Here is a 15,983-nt window from a genome sequence, read left to right as displayed (position 1 = left end):
ATGCAAAAACACTCTTTGATTGCAGTGGCGGTTGCGCTGTTCGCCGCGGGTTGCACGATGGCGCCGAAGTACCACCGCCCGGATGAACCCGTGACGGGCACCTTCCCGGCCGGCGGCGTGTATGACACGCAGCCGGGCGCGACCCAGCCGGGCGCGGGGCAAACGGGCACGTCGGTTACTGCGCGCAGTGCCAGCGGCCAGGCTGCGGCCGATATCGGCTGGCGCGACTTCTTTGTCGATCCGCGCATGCAGCGGTTGATCGAGATCGCGCTGAAGAACAACCGCGATCTGCGCGTGTCGGTGCTGAACATGCAGGCGTCGGCGGCGCAGTACCGCATCGTTCGTGCCGGGCTGTTCCCGACACTCGACGCCGCGGCTTCGCAAAGCAAATCGCGTACGCCGAAGGAACTGGTTATCAACAACCAGACAATCTCGAACACGTACTCGGTCGGTCTGAACGCTTCCTGGGAAATCGACTTCTTCGGGCGAATTCAAAGCCTGAAGGATCAGGCGTTGGCGCAGTACCTGGCCACCGCCCAGGCACGCAAGGCGGCGGAAATCTCGCTGGTCTCGCAAGTCGCGGAGCAGTACCTGACGGTGCTCGAGCTCGACGATCTGCTGACGGTGACGCAGAACACGCTGAAGACGTCGCAGGAGTCGTATCGGATCGCCAAGCTGCAATTCGATAACGGCACGGGTTCGGAACTCGATTTGCGGCAATCGCAAACCGTGGTCGAGCAGGCCAACGCGAACCTGCAGGCGCAGGCACGTCTGCGCGCCCAGGGTGAGAACGCGCTGGTGCTGTTGCTTGGCGAGCCCTTGCCTGCCGATTTGCCGCCGGGTCTGACGTTGAACGATCAGAATCTCCTCACGGATATTCCGGCCGGTTTGCCGTCCGATCTGTTGACGCGTCGTCCGGACATCATGGAGGCCGAAGAGAACTTGCTGGCGGCCAACGCGAACATCGGTGCGGCACGTGCGGCGTTCTTCCCGAAGGTCTCGCTGACAGGTAGCTTCGGCACGCTGAGCCCATCGCTCGGTGGCCTGTTCAAGCCAGGTTCGGCGGCATGGAGCTTTGCGCCGTCGATCACGCTGCCGATCTTCGAAGGTGGGCAGAACCTTGCCAACCTCGATCTCGCCAATATCCAGAAGAAAGTCCAGATCGCGACGTATGAAAAGGCGATCCAGACGGCCTTCCGCGAAGTGGCGGACGGACTGGCGGCGCGCGGCACGTACGATCAGCAGATCCAGGCACTGGAGCGCAATACTTTTGCTGAGCAGCGTCGACTGGATCTGTCGAATTTGCGTTATACGAACGGCGTCGACAGCTATCTGTCGGTGTTGACCGCGCAGACCGATCTGTACTCGTCGCAGCAGTCGTTGATCACGGCGCGCATGCAGCGTCTCCAGAACCTGGTTGATTTGTACCAGGCACTGGGCGGCGGCTGGATCCAGCGGGCTGGCGAGCAACCACGTCCGGCGGATGCGCCGGTCGACTACGGCGCGGCAAGTGCGCCGGTGGCGGCTTCGGCAGCCACGGCGGGTTAAGCTCGCAGCAGGCGCGCGGCGGGCTCTGTTCTACGCCGGCCGCGCCGCTTGATCAGGTTGACTGGGAATAAAAAACGCCACGGCAAGCCGTGGCGTTTTTTTTGCACAGAGCGCGCGGGACTTCCGCTACCTCACGCACCGCAACGACCCCAGTCGCACGGCGCTGGTTCCCCAATCAGACGCTCAGTGCAGATCCACCGCACGCAGCATCTCGTCGCGTGGCGGCTCATTCCCGCCGCGTCCGTCGAAATCATGGCCGGCTTTGCGAATTTCGCACTGCGCCTTCTTCTCGCTCTTCACACCGTTGAAGATCAGGTTCAGCACGACCGCCGACACCGATGCCAGCAAGATCCCGCTATGCAACAGCGGCGAGAGCGCCGGCGGCAGCTTCGAGAAAAATTGCGGCGACACCACCGGCACCAGACCCATGCCGATACTCACCGCGACGATGAACAGGTTGTGGTGGTTCTTCACGAAGTCGACCTTGGCCAGAACCTTGATACCGTTTGCCGCAACCATGCCGAACATCACGATGCCCGCACCGCCGAGCACGAAGGCCGGCACCGAGGCAACCACTTGTGCCATTTTCGGGAACAGGCCCAGCAGCACCAGGATCACGCCGCCCATCGCGCAGACAAAGCGGCTCTTCACACCCGTCACGCCGATCAGGCCGACGTTCTGCGAGAACGAGGTATGCGGAAACGAGTTGAAGATGCCACCGATCAGCGTGCCCAGACCGTCAACGCGCAAACCGCGCACCAGCGTTTTCTGATCCACCGGACGATCCACCATGTCACCGACCGCGAGGAACATGCCGGTCGATTCGATGAAGGTGACGAACATCACGGTGACCATTGTCGCGATCGCGAGCGGATCGAAATGCGGCAGGCCGAAGTGGAACGGCATCACGATGCCGACCCACGGTGCGTGCGTGACGCCGTCCATGTTCACACGGCCGAGCGCCAGCGCGATGATGAAACCCGCAACGATGCCGAGCAGCACCGAGATATTGGCGAGGAAGCCCTTGGCGAATTTGTTGATCAGCAGGATCAGCATCAACACAAGGAGCGACAGGCCGAGATAGACCGGATTGCCGTAATCAGGATTGCCCACGCCGCCGGCCGCCCAGTTGATGCCCACTTCCATCAGCGAGAGACCGATCACCGAGATCACCACGCCGATTACGACGGGTGGGAAAAAGCGCAGCAGCTTGCCGACCGCGGGCGCAAGGATGATGCCCACGACGCCGGCCGCGATCGTCGAGCCGAAGATGTCGAGAATGCCGAGCGATGGATTCGTGCCGATCGCAACCATCGGACCGACAGCCGCGAACGTGCAGCCCATGATGACCGGCAGACGAATGCCGAAGATCCACAGACCGAGGGTCTGAATCAGCGTGGCGATGCCGCAGGAAAACAGATCGGCGCTGATCAGGAACGCGATCTGGTCTTTCGGCAACTTCAGCGCCGCGCCGATGATCAGCGGCACCGCAACTGCGCCGGCGTACATCACCAAAACGTGCTGAATGCCGAGCGTAAGCAACTGGCCCGCGGGCAGTCGCTCGTCGCACGGGTGAACCGTGTTCGATTGCATTTTGTCTCTCTCCACCATCTCGTTTTGGGATAGCTCCAAGGTATGCGGAACGAAAAAGTGCAACAAGACCACTGGGGCCTATTCCGGCATTCCCGGTGACGATATGCATGAGGCTGATTTGAAAGCCAAAAGAAATGCGCGCACTGCACAAATCGGCCGCAAGCCCCTTGCAGTAGTGATGGGAGCTCACGCGCCGCGCGTGCCCGTCTGAACGAGATATGTGTGAGAATCAATGAGGTGTATCTCGCTCGCCGCATAGTGCTGTTTTGATGTGGCTCGCGACGTGGCGGGGTTAACCCGCGATTCCGGCTTTTCTGCGTGCGTTCGGACGCGTTTCCGAAACCGCGTCGCAGTGACCGAAAATACGCCTTTCCAGGCACCTTTCGCGTGCTTATCCCCAAGCTCAAATTGACGTTCTATCGCCCATGAGTTTTCTTGGCATCGACCTCGGTACCGGTTCCCTCAAAGTAGCAATCGTCGACGAAAGTGGCCGCGAGCGGGCCGCGGCGAGTGTCGCGTATGCACTCGACACGCCGCACTCAGGATGGGCGGAAATCTCGGTGCAAACCTGGTGGCGCGCACTATGCGAAGCGGCGACGCGTTTGCCTGAGGATTGGCGCCGCGAGGTGCGGGCAATCGGCCTCTCCGGACAGATGCACGGTGTCGTGTTGATCGACGCCGATGGCGAAGCTGTGCGCCCCGCGATGCTCTGGCCCGACACGCGTGCGTTGGGGCTGCTCGATCAATGGCCCGAACCGCAGCCGAATCCTGTTGCGCCTGGCATGGCGGGTCCTTTGCTGCGTTGGATCGTGCAGAACGAACCGCTGTCGGCGCGCAAGACGCGTTGGGCGCTGCAACCGAAGGATTGGCTGCGTGTCGCGCTGGGCGGCGCGGTCGCAACCGATCCTTCCGACGCCTGCGCGACGGCGCTCGGCGATCCTGCCGGTGTGTGGGATCGGGCGCTGCTTGAACGGCTCGAATTGCCGCATGAATGGTTTGCGCCGCTTGCGCCTTCCTATGCGGCGGGCGGTACTTTGTCGCAGAAAGCTGCACGGGAACTGGGTCTGCGAGCCGGCATCGTTCTCGCGATTGGCGCCGCCGATACGCCATGTGCCGCGCTCGGCAGCGGTCTCGCCAGCGACGGCGACGCGTTGCTCACCACCGGCACCGGTGGACAAATCGTCGTGCTCGCCGAACACGCACCACAAGCCGTAAAAGGTTTGCATCGCTATCGAGCCGCGAGTGATCACTGGTATCGGATGGCGGCGATGCAAAACGTCGGCGTCGCGCTCGAACGCGTGCGCGGCTGGCTCTCGTATGAATGGGCCGATGCCTATCGTGATGCGTTTGGCGATGCAACAAGCGCCCCCACGAGCGCCGCACCAGGCCTCACCTTCCTGCCGTACCTCACCGGCGAGCGCACCCCGTGGCTCAACCCGTCCGCACGTGGCGGCTGGCTCGGCCTTGCGCTCGACCACACGCGCGGCACCATGATGCGCGCCGCATTCGAAGGCGTCGCGTTCTCGCTGCGTGCCGGCCTCGACGCGATCCGCACGAGCGGCGCGACGGTGACAACCCTGAAGCTCGCGGGCGGCGGCTCAGTCGATGCACGCTGGCGGCAGTTGCTCGCCGACGCGCTAAACGTCGAGCTTTATGCCGTGGATTGTCCGAACGCGGCGCCGCGTGGCGCGGCCATCCTCGGCGGATTGGCGAGCGGGCATTGGCACGCGAGCGACCTTGCCGCGCTTGCACCGGGCGCGACGCGTGTTGCGGGGCCACAAGGCGATGCGGCACTCGCCGAACGTTACGCGCGCTTTCTCGATCTGTATGGTCGCGTCGAATCATGGTTCGGTGAAACCCCGCTTCGGTGACCAACGCGATGTCAGCTACAGACAATGCCGCGACGTACTTTGCAATACCATAACGACTTTCGCGCGCTAAGTTATACGCCGGCACAATGACGCGGGACGAGAGCTACTTTGTCCGTTCACAGCCTGGCAAACGAATTAACCGCAGCAGCCGAACCACGACACCGGCGCGCCGCGCGATCTCTCGCCGCGACGCGCCGTAGCATTCACAGACTCACAGGAGCATTCACGATGAAAACCAAAGCAGCAATCGCATGGAAAGCCGGCGCCCCGTTGACGATCGAAGAAGTGGATCTGGAAGGCCCGCGCGTCGGTGAAGTCCTGATCGAAGTGAAGGCGACGGGTATCTGCCACACCGATTACTACACGCTCTCGGGCGCCGATCCGGAAGGCGTCTTCCCGGCGATTCTCGGCCACGAAGGCGCGGGCGTGATCGTCGATGTCGGCCCGGGCGTCGGCACGTTGAAGAAGGGCGATCACGTGATTCCGCTGTACACGCCGGAATGCCGCCAGTGCAAATTCTGTCTGTCGCGCAAGACCAATCTTTGCCAGGCGATCCGTTCGACGCAAGGTAAGGGTCTGATGCCCGATGCGACGTCGCGTTTCTCGCTGGACGGCAAGCCGCTGTTTCACTACATGGGCACGTCCACGTTTTCGAACTACATCGTCGTGCCGGAAATTGCCGTCGCGAAGGTGCGTGAAGACGCACCCTTCGACAAGATCTGCTACATCGGTTGCGGCGTGACGACGGGCGTGGGCGCTGTCGTGTATTCGGCGAAGGTCGAGGCGGGCGCGAACGTGGTGGTGTTCGGTCTCGGCGGCATCGGCCTGAACGTGATCCAGGGCGCGAAGATGGTTGGCGCGGACAAGATCATCGGCGTCGATATCAACCCAGGCCGCGTGGAGTTGGCGAAGAAGTTCGGCATGACCCACTTCATCAACCCGAACGAAGTCGAAAACGTGGTCGATCACATCGTCCAACTCACCGATGGTGGCGCCGACTACTCGTTCGAATGTATCGGCAACACCAAGGTGATGCGTCAGGCGCTGGAGTGCACGCACAAGGGTTGGGGTCAGTCGTTCATCATTGGCGTGGCGGCGGCGGGCGAGGAAATCAGCACGCGTCCGTTCCAGTTGGTGACGGGCCGTGAGTGGAAGGGTTCCGCATTCGGCGGCGCGCGCGGCCGCACCGACGTGCCGAAAATCGTCGACTGGTACATGGAAGGCAAGATCAATATCGACGATCTGATCACGCACCGTCTGCCGCTCGAGCGCATCAACGAAGGCTTTGATCTGATGAAGAAGGGCGAGTCGATCCGCTCGGTCGTGCTGTATTAATGCGGCACTAATGCAGCACTAATGCATCACGGACCCAGCACAGAAAGGAGCATCGCGAATGCTTGAACTATTGTCGTCGCATGCCTGCCATGGCGGCGAGCAGCGGATCTACCGGCACGACTCGCGGACTGTCGGTCTGCCGATGCGTTTCTCGGTGTATCTGCCGCCGCAGGCCCTGCAGGCCGGCGCGAATGTGCCCGCGCTGTTCTACCTCGCGGGTCTGACATGTACGGAAGAAACCTTTCCGGTCAAGGCGGGCGCGCAGCGCTTTGCGGCACAGCATGGCATCGCTCTGATCGCGCCGGACACCAGTCCGCGCGGCGCCGGCGTGCCAGGCGAAAGCGCGGCGTGGGACTTCGGCGTGGGCGCGGGCTTTTACGTCGACGCGACACAGCAGCCGTGGGCGAAGCACTATCGGATGTACTCGTATGTGCGCGACGAACTGCGCGAAACGGTGCTCGCGAATCTGCCGGTGGACGGTGCGCGTCTAGGCATCTTTGGGCATTCGATGGGGGGGCATGGCGCGTTGATGCTCGCGCTGCGCAATCCGGAGATCTATCGGTCGGTGTCGGCGTTCGCGCCGATCGCAGCGCCTTCGCAGTGCCCTTGGGGCGTGAAGGCGTTCAGCGGCTATCTGGGCGAAGACCGGGAAGCGTGGAAGCAGTATGACTCGAGCGAGCTGGTTGCCCGCGCGTCGCGCAAGTTCGCGCAAGGGATTCTGGTGGATCAGGGGCTGGCGGACCAGTTCCTCGCCGAGCAACTGAATCCGGATGTGTTCGAAGCGGCCTGCAAGGCCGCGGGACAGCCGCTAACGTTGCGTCGTCACGCGGGCTACGACCACGGCTATTACTTCATCTCGACGTTCATCGAGGATCATCTCGCGCATCATGCGAAGGTGCTGCTGGGTTGAAATTCCCCAGGGCGATGGCGATGCCGGCGGCGCACAGTGTGCCGCCGCCATCTGGCGATATGCGCCAATGCGGCGATGTTGACTATGCAGCCGGCGCGCTCAGTCAGCCACTCAGCGCACAAGCGCCGCTCAGTGCCGCCTCAACAAACTCCCGCCATACACAACAGCCGACAGCACGGTGATCCAGAAGCTCGTCGGCCAATCGGTATAGAACGCCAGCGTCAGACCCAGCCACGCCTGCACCAGCGCGAACACGGCGGCGAGTACGAGACCGGTCGAAAGCCGCGTCGTCACGTTTTGCGCAGCGGCAGCCGGTCCGACCATCAGCGTGAACACCAGCAGTACACCGACGATCTGTGTGCATGCCGCGACGGCCAGTGCGGCAATCGCCAGAAACAGCACCGACACCAGACGCAACGACACGCCCTTGGCTTCGGCCAATTCCGGCTGTAGCGAAGCAAACAGCAACGGCCGCATGATCGCCGCGAGCGCCAGCAAACTGACGACACCCAACGCCGCCAGCACGCCGAGCGTCGACGCATTCACGCCGAGCACGTTGCCGAACAGCAGCGCGGTGACCTGGGTCGCGTACGCCGTGAAGAAGTGCAGGAACAGCAGGCCGAAACCGAGCGACAGCGACAGGATCACGCCGATCGCTACATCGCGTCCAGCGAGCCGCTCGCCCAGCGCGCCCATGCCGACCCCTGCCGCGAGCGTGAAGCCGATCATCCCCCAGATCGGCGAAATGCCGATCAGGACCGCGCCGGTCGCACCGGTGAAGCCCACGTGCGAGAGCGCGTGGCCCGCGAAGGTCTGTCCACGCATCACCAGAAAATATCCAACTATCCCTGCCAGCACCGCGACGATCCCCGACGCCGCGAACGCGTTCACCATGAAATCGTATTCAAACATCGTGCGTGTGTCCGTCGCGTGAGTCGTGCGGGTGTGAGTGGCCGTGTGCGTGGCCATGGTCGTGCGAGTGTGAGTGGCTATGGCCGCCGTTCTCGTCGTGTTCGTGCTCGTGATCGTGCTTTTCCACTTCGACGTCGCCCGACATCACGAAGATGCGGCCGTTCACACGCATCACGTCGATCGGCGAACCATAGAGACGCGATAGCACCGGCCTTGTAATGACTTCATCGACAGTGCCGAGCGCGGCGACGCCGCTGCCGAGATACAGCACGCGGTCGAGCGCGTTCAGAAGCGGGTTCAGTTCATGCGCCGAGAACAGCACGGCAATGCCGAGTTCCTGCTGCACGCGCCGCACCAGTTCGACGACGCTCTTCTGATGATGCGGATCGAGGCTGATCAACGGCTCGTCGAGCAGCAGCAGCTTGGGATTGCCGAGCAGGCATTGCGCGAGCAGCAGACGCTGACGCTCGCCGCCCGACAGTTCCGATAACGGCCGCTCGGCCAGCTTGCGGCCGCCCACCAGATCCAGCACCCGCTCGACATCCGCGCGGGTCTTGCTGTCCGCATGGGGCAGGCCCCAGCGGTGTCCGTCGGCAGCCATGGCGACGAAATCGCGGCCGCGCACGCGGCGTCCTGCCAGCGCACTGCGCGTCTGCGGCATATAGCCGATCGACGCGTTGCCGCGCTCGACCGGCTGTCCCAGTACGCGGATCGCGCCGCTCGCCGCCGGCACGAGACCGAGCACGGCGCGCATCAGCGTCGTCTTGCCCGCGCCGTTCGGCCCGAGCACGCCGATGAACTCACCCTGATTCACCACGAACCCGGTGTCGCGCAGAATCGAGCGGCCACCGAGTTCGAGTGTCACGTTCTCGAGTTCGAGCACGGGCGTGTTGGCGCGTGCGCTGGTCGATGCGCGGGGCGGCACATTAGCTGGCGTGCTGCGGCCAGTCTCGGTCATGGAGTTTTTCCTTTGGCGGTGGAAGCCGCCGCATTCGCTGCGCTCGCATCGCCCGCGGCCAGCGCCGTGCCCAGCGCGTCGAGCTGCGTCAGCATCCACGTCTGATAGGTCTTACCGGCCGGTTCGGTTTCGGTGACGCTCATGGTCGGCACCTTCGATTGCTGCGCGAGCTTCAACATGCGTTTGGTCAGGGCCTCGGTTGCCTGGCTGTTATAGATCAGAACGCGTACGCGCTTTTCGCGCAGATCGCCTTCGAACGCGGCGATATCGGCCGCGCTTGCTTCAGTGTCGTTCATCGTCGCCAACTGGAAGCGCAGATTGCGCATCGAGAGGCCTACCGCGTCCGACATATAACCGAACACCGGCTCGGTCGCGGTCACCGGCACGCCGGCGTAGCGGCTATGCAGGCCGGCGACCTTGGCGTCGATCGGTTTCAGCGAATCGAGAAACTTCGCGAGGTTCGCATCGTACGCCGACTTGTGCGCCGGGTCAGCCGCGACGAGCGCCTCGCTTACCGCGCGCGCCACTTTCGGCATGGTCGCCGGGTCGTACCAGAGGTGCGGATTATCGCCGCCCTTCTTGCCGACGAGGTCCGCGGCGACGATCGTGATGCGCTTCGCGCTCTTCGAGGCGCCCAGCAATTTTGCCATCCACGGATCGTAGTCGGCGCCGTTGTAGACCACAAGGCTCGCATGTTGCAAGGCGCGCGCCGTCTTCGGACTGGCTTCGAACAGATGTGGATCCTGATCCGGATTGCTGAGGATGCTCGTTACATCGACTCGGTCGCCGCCCAGTTGCTGCACGACGTCGCCATAAAAGTTTTCCGCTGCCACCACCGGGATTTTCGCATCCGCAGCGAAGGCGCTATGACTGAGCGAGAAAGCAGTAGCGGCAGCCGCGCCCATGGCCAGATATTTCGACAGCTTCAGCGCATGACGCGCCCCGGTCAACATCGAGCCGAATTTCTTCATCGTTGTTTCCTGCTGCGTGAGAGTTGAAAGAAACACAAACGTCAGGCATGCCCGCTTTTCGCGGTCATGCCGGTTTTCATGCCGATGCACCGGCTGGCCGCGCCGCGCGGGCGCAGCGTGCGCACAGTCCGCTTAATTCGACGACCTGGCGGTGTACCTCGAAACCATGCGCCGGCGCGCTATGCGACAGCTGCTGGGCAAGATCGCCGCCGGGAATCTCGACGGTCGCGCCGCATCCGTCGCACATCAGAAACTGGCTGCTGTGCGGCAGGCCGACTTCGCAACAGGCCACGAACGCGTTCTTCGATTCGATCCGATGGATGAAGCCGTGCGCGAGCAGAAAGTCCAGCGCGCGGTAGACGGTGGTGGGCGGCACACGGCCACGCTGCGGCTCAAGTGCGTCCAGCAACTCATAGGCGCCGATCGGCCGGTCGCTGGCGACGATCGCCGCATACACCTGACGCCGTAGCGGCGTGAGCGCAAGCCCATGCAAAGCCGCGTGCGCTTCGGCATGGGCAACGCGTACGGCATGGTGTTCTGCAATCGATGTAGCCATCAGCGGACGCCCCTGACGAACCTGCAAAGCTTCGAAGTGAAGCGAGGCCGCAATGATATAACGTATCTTGAATTCTTGTCAGTGACTTGAGCAGAAAGCCGATTTGCAGTTTTTGATTTCCGTCATAGCGTCAATCAGGGCGGGGAAAGGGTGCACGCCGGGTGTGCCCCGGTCCTGCCGCGCTGCACCATCGAAATCTGCTCGAGCGCCTTGACATGACCCGGTCCGTATCCGATCATTCGATCACCAACAGAGCAATTGTTCGCGCAATGAGCGTTCGCTCACTGCGCCTCAAGAAGCGAAACGAACCGGAGACACGCAGTGGCGGCACGATTGCAAGACAAGGTGGCCATTCTGACGGGTGCGGCAAGCGGAATCGGTGAAGCGGTGGCCCGGCGCTATCTGGACGAAGGCGCACGTTGCGTGCTGGTCGATGTGAAGCCGGCGGACAGTTTCGGCGACGCGCTACGCGCCGCGTACGGCGACCGCGTGCTGACCGTCAGTGCCGACGTGACGCGCCGCGAGGACATCGAACGTATCCTCGCGAGCACGCTGGAGCGCTTCGGCCAGGTCGATATCCTGTTCAACAACGCGGCGCTCTTCGATATGCGCCCGATCCTCGATGAATCCTGGGACGTGTTCGACCGCCTCTTCGCGGTCAATGTGAAGGGCATGTTCTTCCTGATGCAAACCGTCGCCCAGAAAATGGTCGAGCAGGGCCGCGGCGGCAAGATTATCAATATGTCGTCGCAAGCCGGGCGGCGCGGCGAGGCGCTGGTGTCGCACTACTGCGCAACCAAAGCCGCCGTACTCAGCTATACGCAGTCCGCAGCGCTCGCCCTCGCGCCGCACAAGATCAATGTGAACGGTATTGCGCCGGGTGTCGTCGATACGCCGATGTGGAAAGAGGTCGACGCGCTCTTCGCCCGCTATGAAAACCGGCCGCTTGGTGAGAAGAAACGCCTGGTCGGTGAAGCGGTGCCGCTCGGCCGTATGGGTGTGCCGGACGATCTGACCGGCGCCGCCCTGTTTCTCGCGTCGGCGGATGCCGACTACATCACCGCGCAAACCCTGAACGTCGACGGCGGCAACTGGATGAGTTGAGCGAATTGCAGAGTGGATGAGTCGGACCCGCTTCACCCATCGTCATTTTCGTAGAACAAACGCAGCATCACATAACGTACGAGAAAGGAGACAACACATGAAACCAGCTATCAAATCCGCGCTGAAGGCGGTCAGTGCCGGCGCTGTCGCATGCTTTGCGTTGCAGGCTCAGGCGGCCACGGTGACCATCGCGACGTTGAACAATCCGGACATGATCGAGCTGAAGAAGCTCTCGCCCGCTTTCGAGCAGGCGAATCCGGACATCAAGCTCAACTGGGTGATTCTCGAAGAAAACGTGCTGCGTCAGCGCGCCACCACTGACATCACGACCGGCAGCGGCCAGTTCGACGTGATGACGATCGGCGCGTACGAAACGCCGCAATGGGGCAAGCGCGGCTGGCTCACGCCGCTGACCGGCCTGCCTGCTGATTACGATCTGAACGACGTCGTGAAGACGGCCCGCGACGGCCTCTCGAGCGGCGGCCAGTTGTACGCGCTGCCGTTCTACGTCGAAAGCTCCATGACGTATTACCGCAAGGATCTGTTCGCGGCCAAGGGGCTGAAGATGCCCGATCAGCCGACCTATGATCAGATCGCGCAATTCGCCGATAAGCTCACGGACAAAGCCAACGGCATGTACGGCATCTGCCTGCGCGGCAAGGCCGGCTGGGGCGAAAACATGGCGTACGCGACGACGGTGGTGAACACCTTCGGCGGCCGCTGGTTCGACGAAAAGTGGCAAGCGCAACTGACCTCGCCGGAATGGAAGAAGGCCATCACGTTCTACGTCGATCTGTTGAAGAAAGACGGCCCTCCGGGAGCGAGCTCGAACGGCTTCAACGAAAACCTGACGCTGATGTCCTCGGGCAAGTGCGCGATGTGGATCGATGCAACGGTGGCGGCCGGCATGCTCTACAACAAGCAGCAATCGCAGATCGCCGACAAGGTGGGCTTCGCGGCGGCGCCGATCGCCGTCACGCCGAAGGGTTCGCATTGGCTGTGGGCATGGGCACTGGCCATTCCGAAGTCGTCGAAGCAGGCTGACGCGGCGAAGAAGTTCATCGCGTGGGCCACGTCGAAGCAGTACATCGAACTGGTTGCGAAGGATGAAGGCTGGGCTTCGGTGCCGCCGGGAACGCGTCATTCGACCTACGCGCGCCCTGAATACAAGCAGGCTGCACCGTTCGGCGACTTCGTACTGAAGGCAATCGAAACGGCGGATCCGGATCACCCGACGCTGAAGCCGGTGCCGTACACCGGTGTGCAGTTCGTTGGCATCCCTGAGTTCCAGTCGTTCGGCACGGTGGTCGGTCAGAGCATCTCCGGCGCGGTTGCCGGTCAGATGACGATTGATCAGGCGCTGGCAGCCGGGCAGGCAACGGCGAACCGCGCCGTGCAACAGGCCGGTTATCAGAAGTAAGCGGCAGTGTTAAGCCGCACCGCAAGCACTGCAACGTAACGTGAAACGCGCCGGCTGACGCCCGTCAGCCGGCTCACGCAGCACAGCGGGCCGTCCTCGCCACTCATGTGCCGCTCATTCGCCAGTCAAGCGCCGCGACATCGCAGGCGTCGCGGTGAGTGAAGCGACCAAGGCGGCGTCTTCGCCGGATAGCCCGCGCTTTACCGAACAGGTGGTCAATCATGCGTCCTCTGCGCCTACCTCTCATGCATGCCCATCCCCAGACAGAAAAAGAACGCGAGATCCGCAAAGCCAATTCCGCCCGCTGGCTGGTATCGCCCTCGGTCGCGGTACTCGTACTGTGGATGGCTATTCCGCTGGCGATGACGATCTGGTTTTCGTTCTCGCGCTACAACCTGCTGAATCCGGATCTCAAAGGCTTCGCCGGATTCGACAACTACAAATATCTCGCCACTGATCCGTCGTTCGGACCGTCGATCGGGCACACGCTCGAACTGATCATCTCGGTGCTGGTGATCACGGTGGTCGGCGGCGTGCTGATGGCGATCCTGTTCGATCGTAAGTTCTACGGTCAGGGCATCGCCCGGCTGCTGGCGATCGCGCCGTTCTTCGTGATGCCGACGGTCAGCGCGCTGATCTGGAAGAACATGATCCTGCACCCGGTGTATGGCCTGATCGCACAGGGCATGCGCGCAATCGGCATGCAGCCGATCGACTGGTTCGCCGACTATCCATTGACGGCGGTGATCATGATCGTCGCGTGGCAGTGGCTGCCGTTCGCGTTCCTGATTCTGTTCACCGCGATCCAGTCACTCGATCAGGAGCAGAAGGAGGCGGCGCGCATCGATGGTGCGGGTCCGTTCTCGATGTTCTTCTACATCACGCTGCCTCACCTGAAACGGGCGATCGCGGTGGTGGTGATGATGGAGACGATTTTCCTGCTGTCGATCTTCGCCGAAATCTATACGACCACGGGCGGCGGTCCGGGCACCGCGACCACCAATCTGTCGTACCTGATCTATTCGCTGGGCCTGCAACAGTTCGACGTCGGTCTCGCTTCGGCCGGCGGCATTCTGGCTGTCGTGCTGGCTAACATCGTGTCGTTCTTCCTTGTGCGGATGCTCGCGAAGAACCTGAAAGGGGAGTACGAAAAATGAGCCACGTTGCCTCTACACCGGCGTCCACGACGCCCATGACCGTGCCGGCCAAGTCGCCGTTCGCGGCGATTCGCCGCGGCATTCCCGGCGTAATTGCATGGCTGGTCGCGCTGCTGCTGTTCTTTCCGATCTTCTGGATGACGATCACCGCGTTCAAGACGGAGCAACAGGCGTACTCGTCATCGCTATTCTTCGTCCCGACGCTCGATAGTTTTCGCGAGGTATTCGCGCGCAGCAATTACTTTTCGTTCGCGTTGAATTCGGTGCTGATTTCGGTCGGCGTCACGGTGCTGTGCCTGATTCTCGCCGTGCCCGCCGCCTACGCGATGGCGTTCTTTCCGACGCGCCGCACGCAGAAGGTCCTGCTGTGGATGCTGTCGACCAAGATGATGCCGTCGGTCGGCGTGCTGGTGCCGATCTATCTGTTGTGGAAAAACACCGGCTTGCTCGATACGGTGTCGGGCCTGGTGATCGTCTACACGCTGATCAATCTGCCGATTGCCGTGTGGATGTCGTTCACGTACTTCGCCGAAATTCCGCGCGACATTCTCGAAGCCGGACGGATCGACGGCGCGGCCACGTGGCAGGAAATCGTCTACCTGCTGATGCCGATGTCGTTGCCGGGGCTCGCCTCCACGTCGCTGCTGCTAGTGATTCTGTCGTGGAACGAAGCGTTCTGGAGCATCAACCTGTCGAGTTCGAACGCCGCGCCGCTGACGGTGTTCATCGCGTCGTATTCGAGCCCCGAAGGTTTGTTCTGGGCGAAGCTCTCCGCTGCATCGCTGCTTGCGGTTGCACCGATTCTGATCGTCGGCTGGCTGTCGCAGAAGCAACTGGTGCGCGGCCTTACGTTCGGGGCGGTCAAATGACGGCAGGCACGGCTGTAGGCGGCTTCGCATTGATCTGCGATTGCGACGGCGTGCTGATCGACAGCGAAGCCGTGGCAGCGCGCATGCTGGTGCACGAACTCGAAGCGCGCTGGCCCGATACCGATGTCGAACCGGTGGTGCTGCCGCTGCTCGGCCTGCGCATCGAGAAGGTGTTGCAAGGCACGGCGGCGCAACTCGGCAAGAGCCTCAGCGTCGCGGATATCGAGGCGATCCGTGCAGCGGTGGAAGCGGCGGCGATGCAGGCGCCGGCGGTCGTTGGAATCGAGACCGCGCTGGCGCAGGTGCCGCTCACCAAAGCATGCGCGAGCAACAGTTTCCGGCCGTATGTGGAGAACGTGCTGGCGCGCACGGGCCTCGTGAAGTTCTTCGGCGATCGGCTCTTTTGCGCCGACGCGGTGCCGAATCCGAAGCCCGCACCCGATGTCTATCTCGCTGCAGCGCGGGGTGTCGGCCTCGCGCCGTCCGCTTGCCTCGTAGTGGAAGACAGCGTGACAGGCGTGACGGCGGCAACCGCGGCGGGCATGACGGTGCTGGGCTTTATCGGCGGCGGTCACGCGAGTGACGCGCAGATCGACGCATTGCATGCGGCGGGCGCGCGTCACGTTTTCGACGACATGCTGCAGTTGCCGGAACTGGTCGCGCAATGGACGCTGAGCGCGACGGCCGCGGCGCCGTAAGCGCGCCAGGTCAAAGCGAATGAGCGGGAGCTGAGTCGCACATAGAGAAGCGAATCAACGCAGCTGCTGAAGAACGGGAAG

Annotated in this window: 14 protein-coding genes; 9 read left to right on the top strand and 5 right to left on the bottom strand. The window is 62.6% G+C overall.

From position 1 onward, the window contains the following. Positions 1 to 1,548, top strand: coding sequence for an efflux transporter outer membrane subunit (locus PQQ52_RS03145; protein ID WP_408206719.1), 1,548 nt, complete (start codon positions 1 to 3; stop codon positions 1,546 to 1,548). Between the two features lie 183 nt (positions 1,549 to 1,731). On the opposite strand, the gene PQQ52_RS03140 is transcribed toward PQQ52_RS03145, so the two are convergent. Beyond that, positions 1,732 to 3,141 carry a nucleobase:cation symporter-2 family protein gene (locus PQQ52_RS03140; RefSeq protein ID WP_408206718.1) on the bottom strand — a complete coding sequence of 470 codons (1,410 nt, stop codon included), beginning with the start codon at positions 3,139 to 3,141 and terminating at the stop codon, positions 1,732 to 1,734. Between the two features lie 425 nt (positions 3,142 to 3,566). Between PQQ52_RS03140 and PQQ52_RS03135 the strand changes: the two genes are divergently transcribed. From PQQ52_RS03135 to fghA, 3 genes are all read left to right on the top strand, one after another. Continuing rightward, positions 3,567 to 5,012, top strand: coding sequence for a xylulokinase (locus tag PQQ52_RS03135; protein WP_408206716.1), 1,446 nt, complete (start codon positions 3,567 to 3,569; stop codon positions 5,010 to 5,012). Positions 5,013 to 5,240: 228 nt separating this feature from the next. After that, positions 5,241 to 6,347: an S-(hydroxymethyl)glutathione dehydrogenase/class III alcohol dehydrogenase gene (locus tag PQQ52_RS03130; RefSeq protein ID WP_408206714.1), complete on the top strand. Its 1,107-nt coding sequence runs from the start codon at positions 5,241 to 5,243 to the stop codon at positions 6,345 to 6,347. Between the two features lie 58 nt (positions 6,348 to 6,405). Next, a complete protein-coding gene (gene fghA, locus PQQ52_RS03125) occupies positions 6,406 to 7,257 on the top strand; it encodes an S-formylglutathione hydrolase (RefSeq protein ID WP_408206712.1) in 852 nt (283 codons plus the stop codon). Positions 7,258 to 7,386: 129 nt separating this feature from the next. On the opposite strand, the gene PQQ52_RS03120 is transcribed toward fghA, so the two are convergent. The 4 genes from PQQ52_RS03120 to PQQ52_RS03105 all read right to left on the bottom strand — a co-directional run bounded on the left by PQQ52_RS03120 (position 7,387) and on the right by PQQ52_RS03105 (position 10,654). After that, positions 7,387 to 8,169 (bottom strand): metal ABC transporter permease, encoded by a 783-nt coding sequence (locus tag PQQ52_RS03120; RefSeq protein WP_408206710.1) that lies wholly within the window; start codon positions 8,167 to 8,169, stop codon positions 7,387 to 7,389. Further along, on the bottom strand, positions 8,162 to 9,127 hold the full coding sequence (locus tag PQQ52_RS03115; protein ID WP_408206708.1) for an ABC transporter ATP-binding protein: 966 nt from the start codon (positions 9,125 to 9,127) through the stop codon (positions 8,162 to 8,164). Before PQQ52_RS03115 ends, PQQ52_RS03120 begins: the two co-directional genes overlap by 8 nt. Continuing rightward, positions 9,124 to 10,098: a metal ABC transporter solute-binding protein gene (locus PQQ52_RS03110; protein ID WP_408206706.1), complete on the bottom strand. Its 975-nt coding sequence runs from the start codon at positions 10,096 to 10,098 to the stop codon at positions 9,124 to 9,126. The genes PQQ52_RS03115 and PQQ52_RS03110 overlap by 4 nt, the downstream gene beginning before the upstream one ends. A 76-nt stretch (positions 10,099 to 10,174) precedes the next feature. After that, on the bottom strand, positions 10,175 to 10,654 hold the full coding sequence (locus PQQ52_RS03105; protein WP_408206704.1) for a Fur family transcriptional regulator: 480 nt from the start codon (positions 10,652 to 10,654) through the stop codon (positions 10,175 to 10,177). 321 nt (positions 10,655 to 10,975) lie between these two features. On the opposite strand from PQQ52_RS03105, the gene PQQ52_RS03100 reads away from it, so the two are divergent. From PQQ52_RS03100 to PQQ52_RS03080, 5 genes are all read left to right on the top strand, one after another. After that, a complete protein-coding gene (locus PQQ52_RS03100; protein WP_408206702.1) occupies positions 10,976 to 11,758 on the top strand; it encodes an L-iditol 2-dehydrogenase in 783 nt (260 codons plus the stop codon). 97 nt (positions 11,759 to 11,855) lie between these two features. Beyond that, on the top strand, positions 11,856 to 13,178 hold the full coding sequence (locus tag PQQ52_RS03095; RefSeq protein WP_408206700.1) for an ABC transporter substrate-binding protein: 1,323 nt from the start codon (positions 11,856 to 11,858) through the stop codon (positions 13,176 to 13,178). Positions 13,179 to 13,399: 221 nt separating this feature from the next. Further along, complete coding sequence (locus PQQ52_RS03090) at positions 13,400 to 14,335, top strand: carbohydrate ABC transporter permease (RefSeq protein ID WP_211623653.1); 936 nt, start codon at positions 13,400 to 13,402, stop codon at positions 14,333 to 14,335. Between the two features lie 35 nt (positions 14,336 to 14,370). Continuing rightward, positions 14,371 to 15,204, top strand: a complete 834-nt coding sequence (locus PQQ52_RS03085) for a carbohydrate ABC transporter permease (RefSeq protein WP_325045335.1) — start codon at positions 14,371 to 14,373, stop codon at positions 15,202 to 15,204. Further along, positions 15,201 to 15,902 carry an HAD family hydrolase gene (locus tag PQQ52_RS03080; protein ID WP_408206698.1) on the top strand — a complete coding sequence of 234 codons (702 nt, stop codon included), beginning with the start codon at positions 15,201 to 15,203 and terminating at the stop codon, positions 15,900 to 15,902. Before PQQ52_RS03085 ends, PQQ52_RS03080 begins: the two co-directional genes overlap by 4 nt. Positions 15,903 to 15,983: the final 81 nt, after the last annotated feature.

It is taken from the genome of Paraburkholderia sediminicola, from assembly GCF_046030555.1.
Taxonomy (GTDB): domain Bacteria; phylum Pseudomonadota; class Gammaproteobacteria; order Burkholderiales; family Burkholderiaceae; genus Paraburkholderia; species Paraburkholderia sediminicola_E.
This window is presented reverse-complemented; position numbering and strand designations above follow the sequence as displayed.